This is a genomic window from Photorhabdus kleinii (assembly GCF_025384885.1).
GTDB lineage: Bacteria > Pseudomonadota > Gammaproteobacteria > Enterobacterales > Enterobacteriaceae > Photorhabdus > Photorhabdus kayaii.
This window is the reverse complement of sequence record NZ_JAJAFY010000013.1, coordinates 1-19,007: the sequence shown is the minus strand read 5'-3', so window position 1 is coordinate 19,007 and position 19,007 is coordinate 1. Positions and strand designations below refer to the sequence as shown.

Here is a 19,007-nt window from a genome sequence, read left to right as displayed (position 1 = left end):
AGAACTTATGGCACAGTTGCTTATTCCCCCGATGGGAGAAGGAACCACTGAAGTCGTCATCATCCAGTTACTTAAGCAGGTGGGGGATCATGTCAAGCGTGATGAACCTGTTTATGAAATGGAGACGGATAAGGCCGCCTTTACTATTGAGTCTGATGTTGAGGGGATCTTGGAAAAATGGTTGGCGGCGGAAAATGATATTATCCCTGTTGGATCGCCTATTGCAGTCATCAGAGCTGTTGGAGAGATGGCAGAGCCTTCCTCTGTCAGTGAAGAGTTAACGCCTCCGCCGGAGAAAATGGAGAGAGTGGCGGAGGAAGTAGAAAAAATAGAGAAAGTGGAGGCGGCTCCAGAAGTATCCGCTCCTCCTGCGCGTATTCCGCCAAAAACCCGTCAGTACGCACAAGAACACCAAATTGAGCCGCACATTCTTAGCCAACTGGCGGAAAAACATGGGACATTATTGCCTGGTCATATAGATGATTACCTCCAGCAGTACCGTGAAACTAAGCCGTCAGAAAAGAGCAATGCAGAAAATGACAATGTGGGTTTTCTGTCCAGAGATCAGCAGCGTCTTAATCGTGCAATACGGTTAAATAGTGCTACGGTACAACCTTGTTGGGCAGCTAAACCACTACCGATTGAGCTTGTTGATAACGCCATTCATCATTTAACGGAAACCTCCGGGCAACAGGAATGGATAACGCCATTTCAGGTCATCACTTATGCGATTTCTCAGGCATTGAAAAAATTCCCGATGTTGCGTTCGAGAGCGCTGGATCAAGAGCGTTATCACACTTATACGGATATCAACTTGGGTATTGCTTTTCTGGATGAAAAAGGCGATTTGAGCTCGTTAAAAGTACCGGAAACGCAGACCATGAGCTTTTTTGAGTTCAGGCAACACTTGAATGGTGTTCTTGATCCCGATGTGGAAAAACTGCCCGTTGATATTGATGTTCCTATGATGATCTCGTATACCGGCAACGATGGTGCTACCTTTGCTGTACCTGTTATTGTGCCGCCATCTCAGTCAACATTGTTCATCGGTGCGCCTCACAACAAAGAGATGAACCTCGTTCTGGCATTTAATCACTATCTGCTCAATGGGGTAGAGGCGTCTGAATTTATTACCGAGATTATTACTCAGGTTCGTGTTCTGTCTGGGCCACGATCTACCGCGCATCAGATAGAAGGTAAATCAGGTAAATCGGTTTCCGGGCAATTACGCACGCTGCTGGCGGATTTCCTGAATTGGGACGAAGATTTTACTGAATCAATGATGCAGCGCACTTGGGCTGATTTGGGCATTGATTCGCTCAAGGCAGTAAAACTTGCAGAGTTGATGTCGGCGCATTTTCGTCGAAAATTATCGCCGACGCTGTTCTGGCGTTATAGCTCGCCGCATCGATTGATTGAATATCTGGACGTTTCCAAAACTGAACTGACTGAGAATAAACATTCCTTAGATGACTTTATTAATGCGATGCGTAGTCTTGATGGCGAAGCAGCATTAAGGTTACAGCGCCTCATAGAAGGAGGAAAGCATGGATAATCTGTATCACATATATCATTCGCTTAGTCCGGATGAACAACGGATAGCTAAATCTGCCTTGTTGGAGCATTTAAGTTCCATGACTTCCTCAGTAAGTAGTGCGGGTGATACGAAACAGATGCCTATTGCTATTGTGGGCATGGCTTTCCGACTTCCTGGGGCGGAAGATTCTCCAGAGCAGATGTGGGAGATCTTAAGATCTGGACGCAGTGTGATAGAAGAGATTCCAGAGCAGCGGTTTGCATCCGGAAAACCTTACGTCATTCCGTTACCTAAAAAAGCCCTGAAAGCGGGCTTACTCAATAGTATTGATGGTTTTGATGCGCCATTCTTTGGTATTTCTCCGCGAGTTGCGGCCATGATGGATCCGCAACAGAGAATGCTATTAGAGCTGACCTGGCAAGCGATCGAAGATAGTGGCGCCAATCCGCTTGGCTATTCAGGATCAAAGACGGGTGTTTTTATTGGTTCGTGCAGTAATGATTATCGTGAACTTGTTGCGGCCGATATGGCGATGGCAAATGCTTATGCAACGACAGGGACACTGAATTGCCTTCTGGCTAATAGATTGTCATTTTATTACAACTTTATTGGTCCAAGTTTGCAAATTGATACCGCGTGTTCAAGTGGATTGACGGCACTGACTCAAGCGGTGAATTCATTGCGTTCAGGGGAATGCCAACAGGCGATAGTTGGCAGCGTTAACCTATTGAGCAACACATTCAACATGGCTGCTTATTACCGGGCGGGAATGTTATCTAAAGATGGCTGTTGTAGGGTTTTTGACGCGGATGCTAATGGTTTTGTCCGTGGTGAAGGGGCTGTCTGTCTATTCTTGAAAACGCAAAAACAGGCCTTAGAGGATCGGGATCCGATTTATGGATACGTTCGGGCATCGGCAGTCAATCATGGCGGACGTGCTAATTCATTGACTTCACCTAATCCTGAGCAGCAAATTGCGTTGGTTAAAGATTGCTTGCTACAGGCTGGAATTTCTGCGGAACAAATCAGTTACCTTGAAGCACATGGAACGGGAACCTCGTTGGGTGATCCCATAGAATTTAATGCGCTTAATGAAGTCTTTAACCATGACAATTCAGGGGAGATGCCACAACCTTGCTATATTGGTTCAGTAAAAGCCAACATTGGGCATTTAGAAGGCGCTGCGGGGTTAGCTGGCATCGTTAAAGTTTTATTAATGTTGCAGCATAAATCTATTGTACCTAGCGCCGCGTTTCAGCGTTTGAATCCTGAAATTGATAGTGTGGGTTCGCGTTTACAACTGGCTACAGAGGAAAATCCTTGGCAGGTTGGGGTAGGGCAAAAACGTTTCGCTGGACTTAGCTCTTTTGGATTGGGTGGCAGCAATTCACATGTCATTCTGGAAGAGGCGCCAACTCAAGTGCAGCAACAGATTAAAGCCAATTTAGAGGGGTATTATTATCCCATCTCGGCTAATAGCCAGGCATCGTTACAAAAAATGGTGGCTATGCTAGGGGATTTTATTGAGAACGATGAAGGCATTGAACTGCCAGCGGTTAGCTGGACATTACAGTTTGGTAGGGCAGCGTTATCTTATCGGGCATTATTTGTTGCAACATCACGGCAGGATCTTCTGAAGCAGCTACGGGACTTTGCTTCGTCTGCTTCAACTAAAGAAGATCAATGGCTTCATATGGCAGAGGATGACTCTCGATTTTTATGGTTACGAGGTCAGGATATAGATTGGCGTACCTGCTGGCCTTCCGGGCAGAAACCGTTGCGTATTCGATTACCCAAATATGCTTTTGAACATCGGCGTTACTGGTTACCTCACAATGAATCCGTGGTTGCAAAACAGTAGGCAGTGAAGCGAGACAGGAAAACCAGAGAGCATGATGAAATAATTGTAGAAACCCCACAATCTCGGCAGAGGTTGTGGGGTTTCTTTTGTTTTTGTCTTATGCTTCCGTTTGTATTGAAAGAAGGTCCTCGGCGGATTTGGCTAAGAAAGTAGTATTTAATTAAAACGATGCTTGAGCAGTTAAAGGGTATTTCTCTAATGAGTATGTTAGCTGCTGTAGCATAATAAGATTTTTATTGAGAGTAGTAGGATTAATTTTATATATTTCTTGGTTAAAATAAAAAATTTGTATTTATACCCGTCATCTTTCAAGTTGCCTCTTTGTTGGCTGCACTCGCTCACCCCGGTCACATAGTTATCTATGCTCCCGGGGATTCGCTCCCTTGCCGTCGCGATCCATCTTGAAATCCATAGGGTATATACATCTTTGAAATAGTTATTTTTAGTGAGGATTAAGGCCAGTTTGGTTAATGTTATTATTGTCCTGATTTAATAATATAATTAACCTAATTTTTGGATAATATCATTTTAAACTGAGGTTATCTTCTACAAAGATATTTAAAATAAGCGTTTTACAGTGATTGTTATCACAAAGTGAATATTTGTAAAATACTACTATGGAATTACATATTTCTGTTTGATATATTGTTAGTAACCAGTTAGTTTATTTGTCTATATAATTTGTGATGATTAAATTTTACTGGGAAATATTATTTACTTGATAGAGAGATAGTATTATTTCAATTAATAAAGAGAGATGATAGTTACTTTAAAATTTTATTTATAGAGATAAAAGGAAGGTAATATGGAATTTATTAAAAATAGGTTTTGTCACTGGAATGGTGAACATCTCGTTGTCGATACAATGGCTAGAAGTCATAAAATGGTTAACAGTATGGGAACGGGTGAGGGATTAGTTTCGTTTGATGGCTTTGGTGCTGATCTAATTCGTTTCAGCAAAGATGAAGGGATGCAGAATCATACTCACTTAGGGCATCATATCTTATTTGTGCTCGCAGGAACGGGTTATGTTATTTATGCGGGTGAAAAGCATGAAATAGAGCCTGGAGTTTGTTATTTTGTGAATGGACAAATAGATCACGCGATTAAAGCAACTAGCGATTTGGTCATGGTTGTTGTCGGTAATAATCATTGTGCGGTTGATTCGCAAGATAGGACGACGTTGGTGCCATATAGAGAGGGAACCCCAGAAGAATTAAAGGTTTAACTTGGGATAAATTGAATTAAACATGTGCTAGTGCTTGGTGAATTGCGAGAATGCCATGATATTCTGCCAGAGATAAAGTATCTAACATTATATTCATGAAGATAATTATAAATCAGGAGAAGTAATTGGAGTGATAAAAGGATGATATAAGATTTTTTCAATCAATATATATGAGCATCTCATGAAGGGGATCAGGTACTAGCCGATGAAACATTAGATTTACTGTAAATAAAATGGAGAAATATATTAGAGATAATATTCTATTGTAATGATAAAGGTGGAAATGACTATTGAAATTATTTTAATCTAATATTTAAATTGGAAAATAATTTCAATGGGTGGTGGTAATGAGTTTCCGGATGGAAATTAACTTAAATAACCTGAGTTCTGGTTAAGCCGTTACTAACATATCCATTTCTAAGCAGGAAATATTCAGTGACTTTGTTCTCTTTGTGACAATAAGCTATCTGTCCCTCTAACACATTTAACATTAATCCTTGCACACTACAGTGTCGTGAATGTTCTATCTGAGAAATATTGGGTATTCGTATTTGGGGATTGATGAACCAACTAAAGGATTCCTTTTCTCGATATTTATATCTCGTATTTAATGGTTGAGTAGTGTCAATCTTAGTGCTACTTTGAATAGCATTATGTGATTGGTGAAACATTGTTTCTCAGGCCATTACAAATGCCAACTATCAGTGAGTTTTTTGGCATCCTGATCCGGATGTACTACGACGACCATAATCCGCCTCATTTCCATGCTTACTACGGTGAACATGAGGCTATTATCTCAATTGAAACCTTGGAGGTCATGGAAGGCTCATTGCCCAAACGAGCAAAAGGCTATGGTCATCGAATGGGCGGTTGAGCACAGGCAGGATCTGCTGAATGACTGGCAACTGGCTGAGCAGCATCAGCCTCTCAACAAGATTGAACCGCTGGAGTGATTATCATGCGCAGAGTAACGAAAGTGGAAATAAAGCCAGAATACACCTTGGCGGTGACGTTCGATGATGGTACCTATGGAGAGGTGTGCATCGCGGATCGGTTGTTCGGACCCATGTTCGAGCCACTGAAAGAGCAGAAATTCTTTGCCCAAGCGCGTGTTGATGAGTGTGGCGCAGTGTGCTGGCCGAATGATGCTGATCTGGCGCCCGACGCACTCTACAAAAAGCTCAAATCCCGCTTAAGGGGTAATATATGATTGAACTGTTTGCATTGCTTGCGTTTGGATATTGGTAAAGGCGAGCGTTTTAGTCATTTTCTAGAAGGTTATTGATGGACTGACTAAAATACAATTTACGGATGAAAAATGGCGAGCATGGTTTGAGGGTGCTTTTTTTTGCCTAAAATTCAATTAATTATTCCATTTTTGATTGAGTCAATTCAAATTCATTTTCAGTTTAATTTTTTAAACTACTGATTAATAAACTGGTTCTTAAGAAAAATCTTCTCTTTATGTTGACTACCAACGTACTTCTGAGGTGGGTAAGAATGTTATGTATTCTACACGGTCAAGTAAATCATAGGAGATCTGCATATTTGTCGGAATACGGAAATCAAGTAATGTATATAAGTCCTTACGACCAAACTGGTGCTTCATAATCATCTCAGGTGGATGCGACTTTTCAGGTTCTCCAAACTGTTCATGAACCCATTGACGAGACATCATCGAAATTAGGGGAGATGGCAACTCGTTGGAAAATTGATATGATGGCTTATCTCGATCAATTAAGGTAATTGTCACAACAAATAAAATCTTATTCTCTCTTTTAAATGCCAAATACACACTTTCTCTAACCATATTCAATGATACATAATCACACCCTAAGTCACCTTTAAGCTTTGTTTTATAAGGAATTAACCCTTTACTATAAATTTCCTGATAAGTTCTACCTAAGTGATTAATTAACACTTCAATGTTAATCGTCATTATTTATATAACCTCTTTTCTCAACTAAGCCAATTAATTCATCTTCAATTTAACCTTTTAAGCTGTTGATTAATGAATTGGCTCTTAAGAAAAAACTCTTTTATTGACTACCAACGAACTTCTGAGGTGGGTAGAAAAGTCACTTCTTTAACGTGCTCTGATGAATCGTAATCAACTTGCATGTTAGTTGGTATACGAAAATCTAGTATCGTGTACAAGTCAACCCATCCAAACTCTTGCTTCATTATCACTTTTGGCTCTTTTGACTTTTCAGGCAATCCGAATTGTTCATGGATCCACTGACGTGACATATGTGAGATCAGTGGTGATGGTAACTCATTTGGAAATGTGTATGATGGTTTATCACTATCCAATAGGGTAAGTGTCACATCAAATAAAACTTTGTTCTTCTTTTTAAAAGCAAGATAAACACCTTCTTTAACCATATCTAGAGATATATACTCAGTTCCAGAATTTCCTGTTGGCTTGGTTTTATAAGGAATTAACCCTTCACTATAAATTTCCTGATAAGTTCTACCTAAGTGATTAATTAACGCTTCAATGTTAATCGTCATTATTTATATAACTCTTTTCTCAATTAAGCCAATTCATTTTCAGCTTAGCTTTGCAAGCTGTTGATTAATGAATTGGCTCTTAAGAAAAATCTTCTCTTTATATTAATTACCAACGTACTTCTGAGGTGGGTAAGAATGTCACTTTTTTGACACGCTCAGATAGATCGTAATCAATTTGCATACTGGTTGGTATCCGAAAATCCAACAGCGTATATAGTTCCGTCCAGCCAACATCTTTTGTGAGAAATTTTCTTGGTGGAAGGGATTTTTCCGGCTTACCAAACTGCTCGTGAACCCATTTCCTAGACATCAAGGGCTTCAAGGGAGAAGGTAATTCATTAGGGAATTGGTAGGAAGGTTTCTTCTGATCAAGCAGAAAAAGTTCTATAGCAAATAAAATTTTGCTATCTCTTTTAAAAGCTAAATGCATGCCCTCTTTAGCCATATTCAGAGCAATAAATGAAGCTCCAGGATATCCTATTGGCTTAGTTTTATAAGGAATTAACCCTTCATTAAAAATTTCCTGATGAGACCTACCCAAACTGTTTATTAATGCCTCTACATTGACTGTCATTTGTATAACCCTTTTTGCCTCCTGCTAGCTACCACCCTAGTTGATTCCGGTGGATAGTAGTTTAACACCTGAACCGACTGGAAATACCAAAATATTGTTATTCCTCTGTACCTTCATTCGATATTATTCTTGAAGTCAGCTTTTGTTTTTTAATTCCATCTTACATACTCTTTCATTCTTACAGAGTTTATTATAGTTATGACTGAACTCTGCTGGTTGCAGAGCTCAGTCCTTATAAGCCACTATTTTTTATTGATAATATTATGCGAATAATTCATTTGATAGTAATTTCACCTAAATATTAATCACTTACAATAAAAGCAATGAAATACTACAAAGAATATTTAACTCTAAAATCAATCTTTCTTTGAAAGATAGAGTTTCTTCGCATCTTCTAAACTCATAGAATTAGCTCCTCCTGAAAAATGTGGGTCTGCTGATTGAACAGGATCATCCTCCCAATTACATATCGGACATATTTCATATTCCCCTAAACGCTCAATTGTCCGTTTACCGCAACACGGACAAGTATTATATTCCATCATTGTCTGTTCCAATATTCTATTCCTCTTTCCGGTTTAAACATTGTCCTGGGAATACCATCTTTGCTCTTTGACGCAAATGTGTTTGAAAGTGGGTGATAAAAAATTTCATCACCGTTTGCTCTCTTTTTCCTTAAGGTTCCACTAGGAGGATTATTAACAAAGTCATGAGTAGCATCAACATATTCTTTAGAGTTTTTAAGCTCAGGAAATTCATGCTTATGTTTTTCCCAATGATTATATGCATTTGATACAGGTAGTAATTTCTTTGTTTCAGTCCAAATCTGAGTGTCTTTATTTTTACTCAAATACACATACACCGGCGGCATATTCGGGATGGGGAATATCAGAATATAATCGCGAAAATCCTTCTCTTCCGGCATTGGCAACGATTCAATATCGCTGCCTACCTTATCCGGGATCGGCAATACGGTTATCTGCGATGGAATAAACGGCTGTTCCTCATTCCCGGTATGGGGTGGAACTTTGAATTCCTGTTCGTTTGGTGTCCATAAAATCGTCGGCCGGTATTCTCCCGGTTCCCAGAACTCATAATTACCGGTGACCGGAGTCCGTTTCATCATACGAACCGGCACTTTCTCCATACCGCTTTCCGGGCTGACGTGATAGCCCTGAACCGTCATCCTGCCGCTTTTTTCATCTCTGATCCAGCGAAAACGAACGCGAGTCGGTGCTTTACCGAACTGTTCAGCAATTTCACTAAGATGATATTGGTTTAAGTAAAGTACAACGTCGTTGGTTCTTACATTAATCGCATTTGCTGCCAGTCATTTGGTTATCTTGGATTGCTCATACTATTGAACTTGATCCCGCAAATACCCGGTCAAATTTCCCATTGTTCCAGCCATCGGATTTTTTCTCTTTTGTCATGCTAACAGCCATTTGATTCCATATTTTCTGACCGACAATGTTTTAAACGCTGACAAGGAAATCCGTGGCTGAAGATAGCGATCTTGAGAAAACAGAAGAACCCACTCCCCATAAGCGGGAAAAAGCCCGCAAAGAGGGGCAGATAGCCCGCTCCAGAGAGCTGAGTTCTATATTGATGTTGACCAGTGGTTTAAGTTTGCTCTGGATAAGTGGTCAGTCAATGACGCATGAATTGTCGTTGATGGTGTTTGAAGGGTTTAGCTTTGATCACAATGTAGTCAGCAATGATAAACAGATGGTTCAACAGATTGGCAGATTGCTCCAGCAAGCTGTTTTGGCTTTGTTGCCGGTTTTTGCCGGATTAGTGTTAGTAGCATTAAGTGCTCCGGCGCTATTGGGTGGATTAGTGTTCAGTACCAAATCCATCAAATTTGATCCGAAAAAATTGAATCCCATTTCTGGCCTGAAACGTATTTTTTCAATGAATGCGTTGGCGGAATTATTCAAAGCACTACTTAAAGCAGGATTTGTCGGTATTGGCGCCGCTTTGTTCCTTTGGATGAACTGGCCTGCCATGTTACGGCTCATAGCTCAACCGCCACTGTTGGCACTGGATGATGCTATGCAAATGCTGATATTCGCCGGTTATGTGGTGGTTTTCATGTTGATACCGATGGTGGCTTTCGATGTTGTTTACCAGATATACAGCCATTTGAAAAAACTGAGAATGACCCGGCAGGAAATAAAGGATGAATTTAAAGAACAAGAGGGGGACCCACATGTTAAAGCGCGTATCCGTCAGCAACAACGGGCGGCTGCCCGTCAGCGTATGATGGCGGATGTACCTAAAGTGGATGTCATTGTCACCAACCCGACTCACTATGCTGTTGCGCTGAAATATGATGAAAAAGCGATGGGTGCGCCGAAAGTATTGGCGAAAGGGGCGGGGATTATTGCATTACGGATTAAAGAAATAGGTACAGAAAATCGCATTCCATTACTTGAGGCGCCGCCACTTGCCAGGGCGCTTTATCGCCATAGTGAAGTTGGCGGGCAAATCCCCGCGACACTTTATGCAGCCGTCGCGGAAGTTCTGGCTTGGGTCTACCAATTGAAACGTTGGAAACGGGAAGGCGGCTTGAAGCCGAAGAAACCTGAAAATCTGCCAGTGCCGCCAGCACTGGATTTTGCTGGAGAAAATAATCGTCATGGCTAATCTGGCCTCTATACTTCGTTTACCGGGCAATATGAAAGGCTCGCAGTGGCAAATGCTTGCCGGGCCGGTATTGATCCTCTTGATTTTGTCGATGATGGTATTGCCATTGCCGCCATTCATGCTTGATTTGCTGTTTACGTTTAACATAGCGCTATCAATCATGGTGTTGCTGGTGGCGATGTTTACCCGGCGTACGCTAGATTTTGCCGCATTTCCGACCATCTTGCTGTTCTCCACGTTATTGCGCTTATCTCTTAATGTAGCTTCAACCCGTATCATTTTATTGGAAGGGCATACGGGTTCTGCGGCAGCGGGGCACGTTGTAGAGGCATTTGGCCATTTTCTGGTTGGTGGCAACTTTGCTATCGGTATTGTGGTATTTATCATCTTGGTATTGATTAACTTTATGGTCATTACTAAAGGTGCAGGGCGGATTGCCGAAGTGGGCGCCCGTTTTGTGTTGGATGGCATGCCAGGTAAACAGATGGCAATTGATGCCGATTTAAATGCCGGATTAATTGGTGAAGAAGAAGCGAAGAAACGCCGTGCTGAAGTGACACAAGAATCGGATTTTTATGGTTCGATGGATGGCGCCAGTAAGTTTGTGCGCGGCGACGCGATTGCGGGATTGATGATCTTAGTTATCAACGTCGTTGGCGGCTTAATTGTTGGTGTGGCCCAACATGGTATGAGTTTGGGGGATGCGGGAGAAGCGTATACCCTGTTAACCATTGGTGATGGTTTGGTTGCACAGTTACCTGCTCTCATTATTTCTACTGCGGCGGGTGTTATTGTTACCCGTGTAGCAACGGATCAGGACGTTGGTCAGCAGATGGTAACTCAACTGTTCAACAATCCCAGAGTGATGATGTTGAGCGCGGGTGTTCTCGGATTGTTGGGCATGGTACCGGGAATGCCCAATTTTGTTTTCCTGTTATTTACCGCGGCATTAGCTGGTCTTGGCTGGTATCTGTATCGCCGTACTGATGCGCCGGCAATAAATACAGAAAAACCAAAAATAGAAGAGCAGCAACAGACATCAGAAGCTTCATGGTCCGATGTTCAGCTTGAAGATCCTTTGGGTATGGAAGTGGGATATCGCCTGATCCCGATGGTTGATTTTCGCCAGAATGGTGAGTTATTGGGTAGAATCAGCGGCATTCGTAAGAAATTTGCCCAAGAGATGGGATACTTACCGCCAGTTGTTCATATCCGGGATAACCTTGAACTGGCCCCAGCGGGCTACCGTATTCTGATGAAAGGGGTAGAAATTGGTCGTGGTGAAGCGCATCCGGGGCGCTGGCTGGCGATTAATCCCGGTGGCGCCGTGGGGGAATTGCCAGGTGATATCACGAAAGATCCCGCTTTTGGCCTGTCTGCGGTTTGGATTGATGATAGCCTCAGAGAGCAAGCTCAGGTTCAGGGGTACACGGTGGTTGCCGCCAGTACGGTGGTTGCGACCCATATGAATCATCTGTTGACGCAATATGCCAATGAACTGTTTGGTCGTCAGGAAGCCCAGCAACTGTTTGAGCGAGTCAGCCAAGAGATGCCTAAACTGACCGAGGACTTTATTCCTGATGTTGTTAATCTGACAACCTTGCACAAGGTGCTTCAAAATCTGTTGTCCGAACAAGTGCCGATTCGAGACATGCGGACAATTATTGAAACCTTGGCTGAACATGCGCCTGGACAAACTGATCCTTATGAATTGACATCTTTGGTTAGAATTGCGCTTGGTCGGGCAATTGCTCAACAGTGGTTCCCCGGAGCGCAGGAAATTCAGGTCATCGGATTGGATGCGGGCCTTGAGCGCTTGTTAATTCAGGCGTTACAAAATGGCGGTGGTTTGGAACCCGGATTGGCGGATAACTTGCAACGGCAGGCAACGGAAGCACTACAACGTCAGGAAATGTTGGGCGCGCCTCCGGTACTGTTGGTTAATCATGCATTACGCCCGCTGTTATCGCGTTTCTTGCGTAGGGCTTTGCCTCAATTAGTGGTTTTATCTAATCTTGAAATCAGTGATAACCGTCAGATTCGTATGACCGCGACCATTGGTGGTAACGGATAGCGGTATCAATAGCATTTTTTTACAAGTATCACCGAAGTGATTTCTATTCACTTCGGTTTTTTCATTATTAAATAATAATTGCTAATGTACTTATAGGTTAGTAACAATAATCTAATATCAAAAAATAAGTGAATTATTTTTAAGTTAATTTAGATTCTTAAAAAATAAATTTTATATTTAATATTTGTGCGCTCATATAATAAGTGAACTTTTTTATGTGAAAATAATTCATTGGGTGTTTTGTGCCTAAATGTATTACGTGAACGATTATTAAGTTTATTCATGACGAATATTATGTCCGTAGCTGATATTAAAAAATTCTCGAAATAGATTAAAAATAGATCAAGTCATACTGAGTGAGAATAATAAATAACGGGTTAAACAGTCAAATGCTGAATAAAAGAGTGATAAAGGAAAGATAAAAAATAATACACAAAATTGGGTGACGAAAAAAGAAAATTCAGTAATATCTGATTCCCTACACAATTCAAAAGGATGAGAGTTAAATATGTATAAAAATATGTTAAATCCCGTAACATTAAGAAAAACAGAAAACGGACCTCAACTAAAAGGAAATGAGGACACATATGACACATCAATATTAAAAGGCAGTCCTGTAGGACGAAGGGATATTGGGAATTATGCACCACTACCCGCTCAAGCAGAAGTTTTTCAAACAGTTGTTGACGAAAAAATAGCAAACTTCAAAACAAAGGGAAATCCAATATCAATCGTTGTCTGGCGCAATAGCCAGACGGGGTTTACTCACATCATGGATGGTCAGCATCGGTTTATTGCTGCATGCATACTTGGAGTGCCTGTTAAATTAACGTGGAAAAAATTCGGCATACCACCCAATCGGATAGACTGGAGTGGTACGAAATTCTCAGATGGAATACCAGCTAAAACTAAGATATTTGGGAAATAATCGATTAAGTTAATTTAATGTGTATTAGGTGCGACTCGTACTGATACAGAACCTTGAAAAATTGAGAGTTGCCGGTTTTTGTATAGATTTGAAATCTTAAACAAAACGCCAGGTAACTCTCATGTTCCATACTATCAACCCTATTATCAGATATAAAGCTGGCTGACGAATGCTTAGTTTTCTATTCTATTAAATCTGAAATTCCATATTAGAAATTTATATTTTGCATATTGTTAATTTTTTATTATTCGTTAATAAATCTCTTAATTTAAATGAATTGTCCGTCTGGTTTAATATTGTGAAAAATTAAAGAGATAATTGACATGGCTATTAACAATTTTTTTGCATATATTAACCATCTCCCTTTAACATTTTATCGGTTCTCCCCAGTTATGAATTATTTAATGTGGATAATTATAATTCTAGTGTTATTTAAGTGTACGCGATATTTTCTTAATTATTAAAGTAAAATTTTTATTATTTAGCAATGAAATAGCTTGGTGTAAATATGTAACATTTATAAGTGTCATTGATTATTATATTTTTCATAATAAAATTCTTGGTTGATTGATTTAAATCTAATAAAATGAATGGTTATTGCGGCACTAGTCGAATGTTATTTAAATAATATCTTTTTATATGAGATTTCTAAAAAAAAGCAATTAAATTTTCATCAAATAACTGGCAAAAACTCGCTTTTCTATAATGCTTAAATATAGCTGGTTGTGTCATACGAAAAACGAATAGCGTAGTCAAGTTAAATATTAGATAAGAATCATCGGGAGCGAGTCTTCCGAGGGCAGTATCAACTATCAACTATAACACATTAACCAAGGTCTGACTTTATTAATAGGGGGAACATTATGTCCACCGAACCGCCGCTACATCAAGAAGATATTGTCGTGATACATGTTGCCACACCCGATGATTTGGCGAAGTTTGCTGATCAATCACTCTTCTGGCATGAAGAAACCTATGAACAGATGAAAATTGCGGAAGTGTTGTTTACGCCAGCCGGAGAGATTCCACCTGGCTTGGGAATTAAATATGTCGCCACGCCCGGTGATTTGGTGAGGTTTGTCGATGAAGAAGGTTACTGGAGTGAGGAAACCTACGAGCAGATAGAATTTGTAAGGGTGTTGTTTATACCCGCAGAAAAAATACGCGGTGTGGGGATTAAACATGTTGCCACACCCGATGATTTGGCGAAGTTTGCCGATAAAGAATTCTTCTGGAGTAAGAAAGACTACGAACAGCTAAAAGCCGCAGAGGTGCTGTTTGTACCCAGAGAAGGAATGCCCGTTTAGGGGCTAAACATATCACCATGCCCGACGATTCGGTAAAGTTTACCGATAAAGCGGTCAATTAGAATAAAGAGAAGTATCAAGAGAGGGATAAAGCCAGAATATTGTTTATCCCGAAAATAAAAGAATAGAACGGCGTGTAATAACATCAACTTATCTGTCATTCTGAATTGGAGGTATTAATGGCTAACAGCAAGACATCTATTACATCCAGCGAGAATAATCCGTTGGATAAAGAGGAAGTCAAATCCTGGTTTAAATTATATTCCCTGCCGAAAAGTGAAAATTATGCTCAATTGGTGCAAATAGCGGCGGAAGGGCGGCGTTTGGCCGGGCTGGATGCTGATCAGGCCGATAATAATCCAGGAGCAGGATTGAACCGGGATCTGGATGAAGTGAATTTACTCTTAGTGAATCCCGGAGAAGGGGTGCATATCGGGGAAGACCGTGAAATTGCTGTCAATATTGATAAGAGCAGCGGCTTACAGTTCATTAATGGCGAATTGGGATTACGCCCCGACTTTAAATTGTCGCTGGCATTGTTTGAGAGTTTTACAGAGGAACAAAAAAGGGAGCTTTACCGTTGGCTGATTCATGCTGAGGAGATGGCAGCAAGTAAGGCGCAGTTGCCCGCGTTTGATTTGCCGACCAACGGTAACAATAAAAACCTTGGCGCTGTTGTCAGTGTCAGCGGCGATGGGAAAACTATCGCGCTTAGTGGGGCAGAGGCTAAGGAACCTGTATATCTATTTTCTTATACCGATAATGGTTGGCGGCAGCAATTCGCTGATTACGTTAGTGGTTATGGCGGCAGAGCGCTAAGTCTGAATCGAAACGGTAATATTCTCGCGGTGGGTATTGATAACCGAAACAGTGATGGCGGGCATGGTTCAGTGTTCGTTTATCACAGATTGGCAAATGGTGTGTGGGAGAAATCGGCCAAAATTTGGCTTAGTGAGGCGAACGTTCAGCAGCATTTCGGTTGCGCTGTGAGTTTGAGCGCTGATGGCACACTATTAGCGGTAGGTTCTTATGGCTGGAGATCGGGTTTATTGACTAACTGCGGCGCAGCGTATCTTTATCAGTATGACGGAAAGAAATGGTCACAGCTTGGTGAGCGTCTGACCTTAGCTTCTCCGGCACAGGGCGATATGTTTGGCGGCAAACTAAGTTTGAGTGCGGATGGTTCAACCTTGGCAGTGGCGGCAACGGGGCGTAATGGTAATGGTGAAGTGACGATATTTCATCGTCATGAGGAATACTGGCAGCCGCAACTGCCGCTCAATCCGTTGACTTCGCCTTTAACCATCAGCAAAGACGACTTTGGCGCTAGTCTCAGCCTGAGCGATAGCGGCAATATTCTGGCGGTGGGGTGTCCGGGAGAGAAGAACAATATTGGTGCGGTCTATCTGTACCAGCGTCACAGTAATGTATGGCAAGTTATGGGGATACTGAGAGAAGCGGTGAGTGCCGGGGAAAGGTTTGGCAGCGAACTCTCTTTGAGTAGTGACGGCCAGATACTGGTGGTGTCAACACCTGTTGGTAAAAATGACACAGGTGTGCAAACCGGGGCGGTGTGGTGGTTTAGCTATCAGAATGAACAGTGGATTATGCAGGGCAGGTTACTGGAGCTAGATGGGGAATCAAACCATAAATTTGGCGCCGGTGTTTGTTTTAGCGGTGACGCCAATACATTGGCGATTGGCGCCAGTGGCTGGAAAAGTGGCGAAGGGAAAGTTTACCTTTACGACTAGCTAAATGAGGAAAAGACGATGGCGAAAGAGATAACAGATGAAACGGTCAGTCAGCTTGGTACCCACTTCGCCCCTGGCAAGATCCCGACTGAGGCTGCATTTTATTCACTGATTGATTGGGCCACGTTGTGGCGACAGCTTTTTGGTTGGCAGGATGGTGATCAAGCTTATCATCCGGGGGTCGGATTGCAGATTATCGATAACCGCTTGGCGGTTAAGACTGGCAATGGCATCGCGGTGGAACCGGGAGGGCTTGCGTTAAGGCTACAGCCCAATGGGGGATTGATGTTGGATAAATCTGGGGCGTTGTCGGTGGATGGTACTGTAGCGGTTTCAGCACAAGCTTTTAAATTGCTTCCTGAGGAGACGAGGGAACAAATTGCCAAGTTGTTATTGAATGCTGGGACAGAAAGCAGAAAACAGCGAACAGAAAACAGATGACGGTGACTGCCTAATACGGCTTTTGAGGACATATTATGACTGATAAAGAAATGAGTTCTGTTGACTCATTGAAAGCGAGTTTTAAGTCTGGTGTTCCGCCCATGCCTGAAGCATTTTCCCATTTGATTGATGAGGCATATAAGGCATATGAAATCATTGATGGTGATAAGCGGGATGGCCCGACCGCAGGGCTGGAACGAGATGACAAAGGAAAACTGGCCCTCAACACTCACCATTCTGGCGGGTTAAACCTTGATCAGAGAACTTTGGCGCTGTCACTGAAGCCAGAAGGTGGACTCTCTTTTGATGGAGGAAAGCGTCTGAAATTGGATGCCGATCGGCAGGTTCAGTTTGCCGATTTCTTCAGTTTATCGCGGTGGGAGCGGATGGAGATCGCACAGTTGTTGGGTTTGAAACGCAGTACCAACACCAAGATGACGCGTATTGTTGCTCCTTCCCCTAAAGAGAATGAACGCTTTGGCACTTCTGTTAGCTTGAACGCGGCGGGAGATTGCTTAGTGGTTGGGATGGAGAAAGTGCTCTATTTGTATATGTGCCGGAAGGATGAGTGGTGGAATACAAGCACGCCCATTGTGTTTGAGGCTTATGGCGATAAATATCGCAGTGCTTCATGGAGTGTCGGTCTGGATGCGGAGGGAGATAACCTGGCAGTAGGATACTTAAGAGAAACCGATGTTTATAAAATGGATGCTTGTGTGTATATGCGCACGAATGGCGTCTGGGATACAAAAAATCCCATTGTGTTTCCAATCCAGCGTTCTTATAGCGGCTATGATGTAAATGTCAGCTTGAGCGCAGTAGGAGACTGTCTGGTGGTGGGGGGAGACAGATCTCAGCTCTATGTGTATACACGCACGAATGGGATCTGGGACAGAGAAAGCCCCATTAAGCTTTATTTTTCGGATTATGGTAACGAGGTTGCCATGATTTGTCTGAGTGCTTCGGGAAACTGTCTGGCGGTGCATGGTACCAATATTAATTATCCTTCTCCTGCAATAAACATGGTTTGTGTGTATACACGCACGAATGGGACTTGGGATGAAGGCTACATTAGGTTCAATCCCCCTGAAGATAGTTCACCCGGTTTTGGCAAGGTTTTTAGCCTGAATGCAGAGGGAGATCGTCTGGCGGTGGGGGCGGATGATGACTCACCCATTATTAATGGGAAGGTTTATCTGTATACGCGTACGAATGGGATCTGGGATACACAAAATCCCATTAAATTTTCGGCTCCTGCAAGTGGCGTAACGTATTTTGGCTGCACTATCAAACTGAATGATGCGGGAGACCGTCTGGCAGTGGGGGCGGCTTCCCGAGTGTATGTGTATACCCATCTGAATGGTAAATGGAATATGGAAACACCTATCGAGATTTTGGACCCTTCAGGCAATTTAGACAATGTAAATGGTTTTGGTAAGGCTGTCAGTTTGAATAAGTTAGGAACGAGTTTGGCGGTTGGTGCAGTTTTAACCAAGGTCGGTTCCGCGCCTGAAGCCGGTGCAGTCTATACCTTTGAGAATGTCAAATGAAGACAGAAGACAGAAGACAGAAGACAGAGGACAGAAAACGGAGAACAGAGAACAGGTGACGGTGACTGTCTAATACGGCTTTTGAGGACATATTATGACTGATAAAGAAATTAGTACTGTTGACTCATTGAAAGCGAGTTTTAAGTCTGGTGTTCGGCTCATGCCGGAAGCCTTTTCTCATGTGATTGATGAGGCATATAAGGCATATGAAATCATTGATGGCGCTCAGGGTGATGGCCCAACCACAGGGTTGAAACGAGATGACAAAGGAAAACTGGCCCTCAACACCCAGCATTCTGGCGGGTTAAACTTTGAACAGGGGGCTTTGGCGCTATCCTTGAAGCCAGAAGGTGGATTCTCTTTTGATGGGGGAGGGTATCTGAAATTGGATGCCGATCGGCAGGTTCAATTTGCGGATTTTTTCAGTTTATCGCGGTGGGAGCGGATGGAGATCACGCAGGTGTTAGGTTTGAAACGTACTATGATGACGCGTATTGTTTCTCCTTCTCCTAAAGCGAGGGAGTACTTTGGTACTTCTGTTAGCCTGAATGCCGCGGGAGACTGTTTAGCGGTTGGGATGATTAATAAAGTCT

At 42.2% G+C, this 19,007-nt stretch carries 16 protein-coding genes and 3 pseudogenes; 13 read left to right on the top strand and 6 right to left on the bottom strand.

Going from position 1 to position 19,007, the window contains the following annotated elements; all coding sequences use genetic code 11:
- Positions 1 to 7 precede the first annotated feature (7 nt).
- From LG003_RS08960 to LG003_RS08950, 3 genes are all read left to right on the top strand, one after another.
- Positions 8 to 1,555 carry a biotin/lipoyl-containing protein gene (locus LG003_RS08960; RefSeq protein WP_112877912.1) on the top strand — a complete coding sequence of 516 codons (1,548 nt, stop codon included), beginning with the start codon at positions 8 to 10 and terminating at the stop codon, positions 1,553 to 1,555.
- Positions 1,548 to 3,398 carry a type I polyketide synthase gene (locus LG003_RS08955; RefSeq protein WP_262980564.1) on the top strand — a complete coding sequence of 617 codons (1,851 nt, stop codon included), beginning with the start codon at positions 1,548 to 1,550 and terminating at the stop codon, positions 3,396 to 3,398. The genes LG003_RS08960 and LG003_RS08955 overlap by 8 nt, the downstream gene beginning before the upstream one ends.
- Positions 3,399 to 4,203: 805 nt before the next feature.
- The gene (locus LG003_RS08950; protein ID WP_112879201.1) at positions 4,204 to 4,626 is read left to right on the top strand and encodes a cupin domain-containing protein; all 423 of its coding nucleotides are present in this window, start codon (positions 4,204 to 4,206) and stop codon (positions 4,624 to 4,626) included.
- A 391-nt stretch (positions 4,627 to 5,017) separates the two neighbouring features.
- Here the strand turns inward: LG003_RS08950 and LG003_RS08945 are convergent.
- Positions 5,018 to 5,189, bottom strand: a pseudogene (locus LG003_RS08945) (IS982 family transposase); the annotation flags it as partial.
- Between the two features lie 107 nt (positions 5,190 to 5,296).
- Between LG003_RS08945 and LG003_RS08940 the strand changes: the two are divergent.
- Positions 5,297 to 5,500, top strand: coding sequence for a DUF4160 domain-containing protein (locus LG003_RS08940; RefSeq protein ID WP_205068666.1), 204 nt, complete (start codon positions 5,297 to 5,299; stop codon positions 5,498 to 5,500).
- Positions 5,501 to 5,584: 84 nt separating this feature from the next.
- Positions 5,585 to 5,836, top strand: coding sequence for a DUF2442 domain-containing protein (locus LG003_RS08935; RefSeq protein ID WP_262980563.1), 252 nt, complete (start codon positions 5,585 to 5,587; stop codon positions 5,834 to 5,836).
- A 261-nt stretch (positions 5,837 to 6,097) separates the two neighbouring features.
- Here LG003_RS08935 and LG003_RS08930 read toward each other — a convergent pair whose 3' ends face one another.
- The 5 genes and pseudogenes from LG003_RS08930 to LG003_RS08910 form a co-directional block, all read right to left on the bottom strand.
- A complete protein-coding gene (locus LG003_RS08930) occupies positions 6,098 to 6,565 on the bottom strand; it encodes a DUF6392 family protein (RefSeq protein ID WP_112879199.1) in 468 nt (155 codons plus the stop codon).
- Positions 6,566 to 6,672: 107 nt separating this feature from the next.
- Positions 6,673 to 7,140 (bottom strand): DUF6392 family protein, encoded by a 468-nt coding sequence (locus LG003_RS08925; RefSeq protein WP_262980562.1) that lies wholly within the window; start codon positions 7,138 to 7,140, stop codon positions 6,673 to 6,675.
- A 106-nt stretch (positions 7,141 to 7,246) separates the two neighbouring features.
- Entirely contained in the window at positions 7,247 to 7,714 is a 468-nt protein-coding gene (locus LG003_RS08920) for a DUF6392 family protein (RefSeq protein WP_262980561.1), read from the bottom strand.
- Between the two features lie 356 nt (positions 7,715 to 8,070).
- A complete protein-coding gene (locus LG003_RS08915; RefSeq protein ID WP_262980560.1) occupies positions 8,071 to 8,259 on the bottom strand; it encodes a CPCC family cysteine-rich protein in 189 nt (62 codons plus the stop codon).
- Positions 8,256 to 8,996: pseudogene (locus tag LG003_RS08910) on the bottom strand (S-type pyocin domain-containing protein); the annotation flags it as partial. The gene LG003_RS08915 and the pseudogene LG003_RS08910, both read right to left, overlap by 4 nt.
- Positions 8,997 to 9,211: 215 nt before the next feature.
- On the opposite strand from LG003_RS08910, the gene flhB reads away from it, so the two are divergent.
- The 8 genes and pseudogenes from flhB to LG003_RS08870 form a co-directional block, all read left to right on the top strand.
- Complete coding sequence (gene flhB, locus LG003_RS08905) at positions 9,212 to 10,363, top strand: flagellar biosynthesis protein FlhB (protein ID WP_262980559.1); 1,152 nt, start codon at positions 9,212 to 9,214, stop codon at positions 10,361 to 10,363.
- Entirely contained in the window at positions 10,356 to 12,437 is a 2,082-nt protein-coding gene (flhA, locus tag LG003_RS08900; RefSeq protein ID WP_262980558.1) for a flagellar biosynthesis protein FlhA, read from the top strand. The genes flhB and flhA overlap by 8 nt, the downstream gene beginning before the upstream one ends.
- A gap of 508 nt (positions 12,438 to 12,945) precedes the next feature.
- Positions 12,946 to 13,365 carry a hypothetical protein gene (locus tag LG003_RS08895; RefSeq protein WP_262980557.1) on the top strand — a complete coding sequence of 140 codons (420 nt, stop codon included), beginning with the start codon at positions 12,946 to 12,948 and terminating at the stop codon, positions 13,363 to 13,365.
- An 863-nt stretch (positions 13,366 to 14,228) separates the two neighbouring features.
- The gene (locus tag LG003_RS08890; protein ID WP_112879191.1) at positions 14,229 to 14,672 is read left to right on the top strand and encodes a hypothetical protein; all 444 of its coding nucleotides are present in this window, start codon (positions 14,229 to 14,231) and stop codon (positions 14,670 to 14,672) included.
- Between the two features lie 179 nt (positions 14,673 to 14,851).
- Positions 14,852 to 16,423, top strand: coding sequence for a hypothetical protein (locus LG003_RS08885; protein ID WP_112879190.1), 1,572 nt, complete (start codon positions 14,852 to 14,854; stop codon positions 16,421 to 16,423).
- Between the two features lie 18 nt (positions 16,424 to 16,441).
- Positions 16,442 to 16,864, top strand: a complete 423-nt coding sequence (locus tag LG003_RS08880; protein ID WP_112879189.1) for a hypothetical protein — start codon at positions 16,442 to 16,444, stop codon at positions 16,862 to 16,864.
- A gap of 35 nt (positions 16,865 to 16,899) precedes the next feature.
- The gene (locus LG003_RS08875; protein WP_112879188.1) at positions 16,900 to 18,414 is read left to right on the top strand and encodes a hypothetical protein; all 1,515 of its coding nucleotides are present in this window, start codon (positions 16,900 to 16,902) and stop codon (positions 18,412 to 18,414) included.
- Positions 18,415 to 18,505: 91 nt separating this feature from the next.
- Positions 18,506 to 19,007 (top strand): annotated as a pseudogene (locus tag LG003_RS08870) (hypothetical protein); the annotation flags it as partial.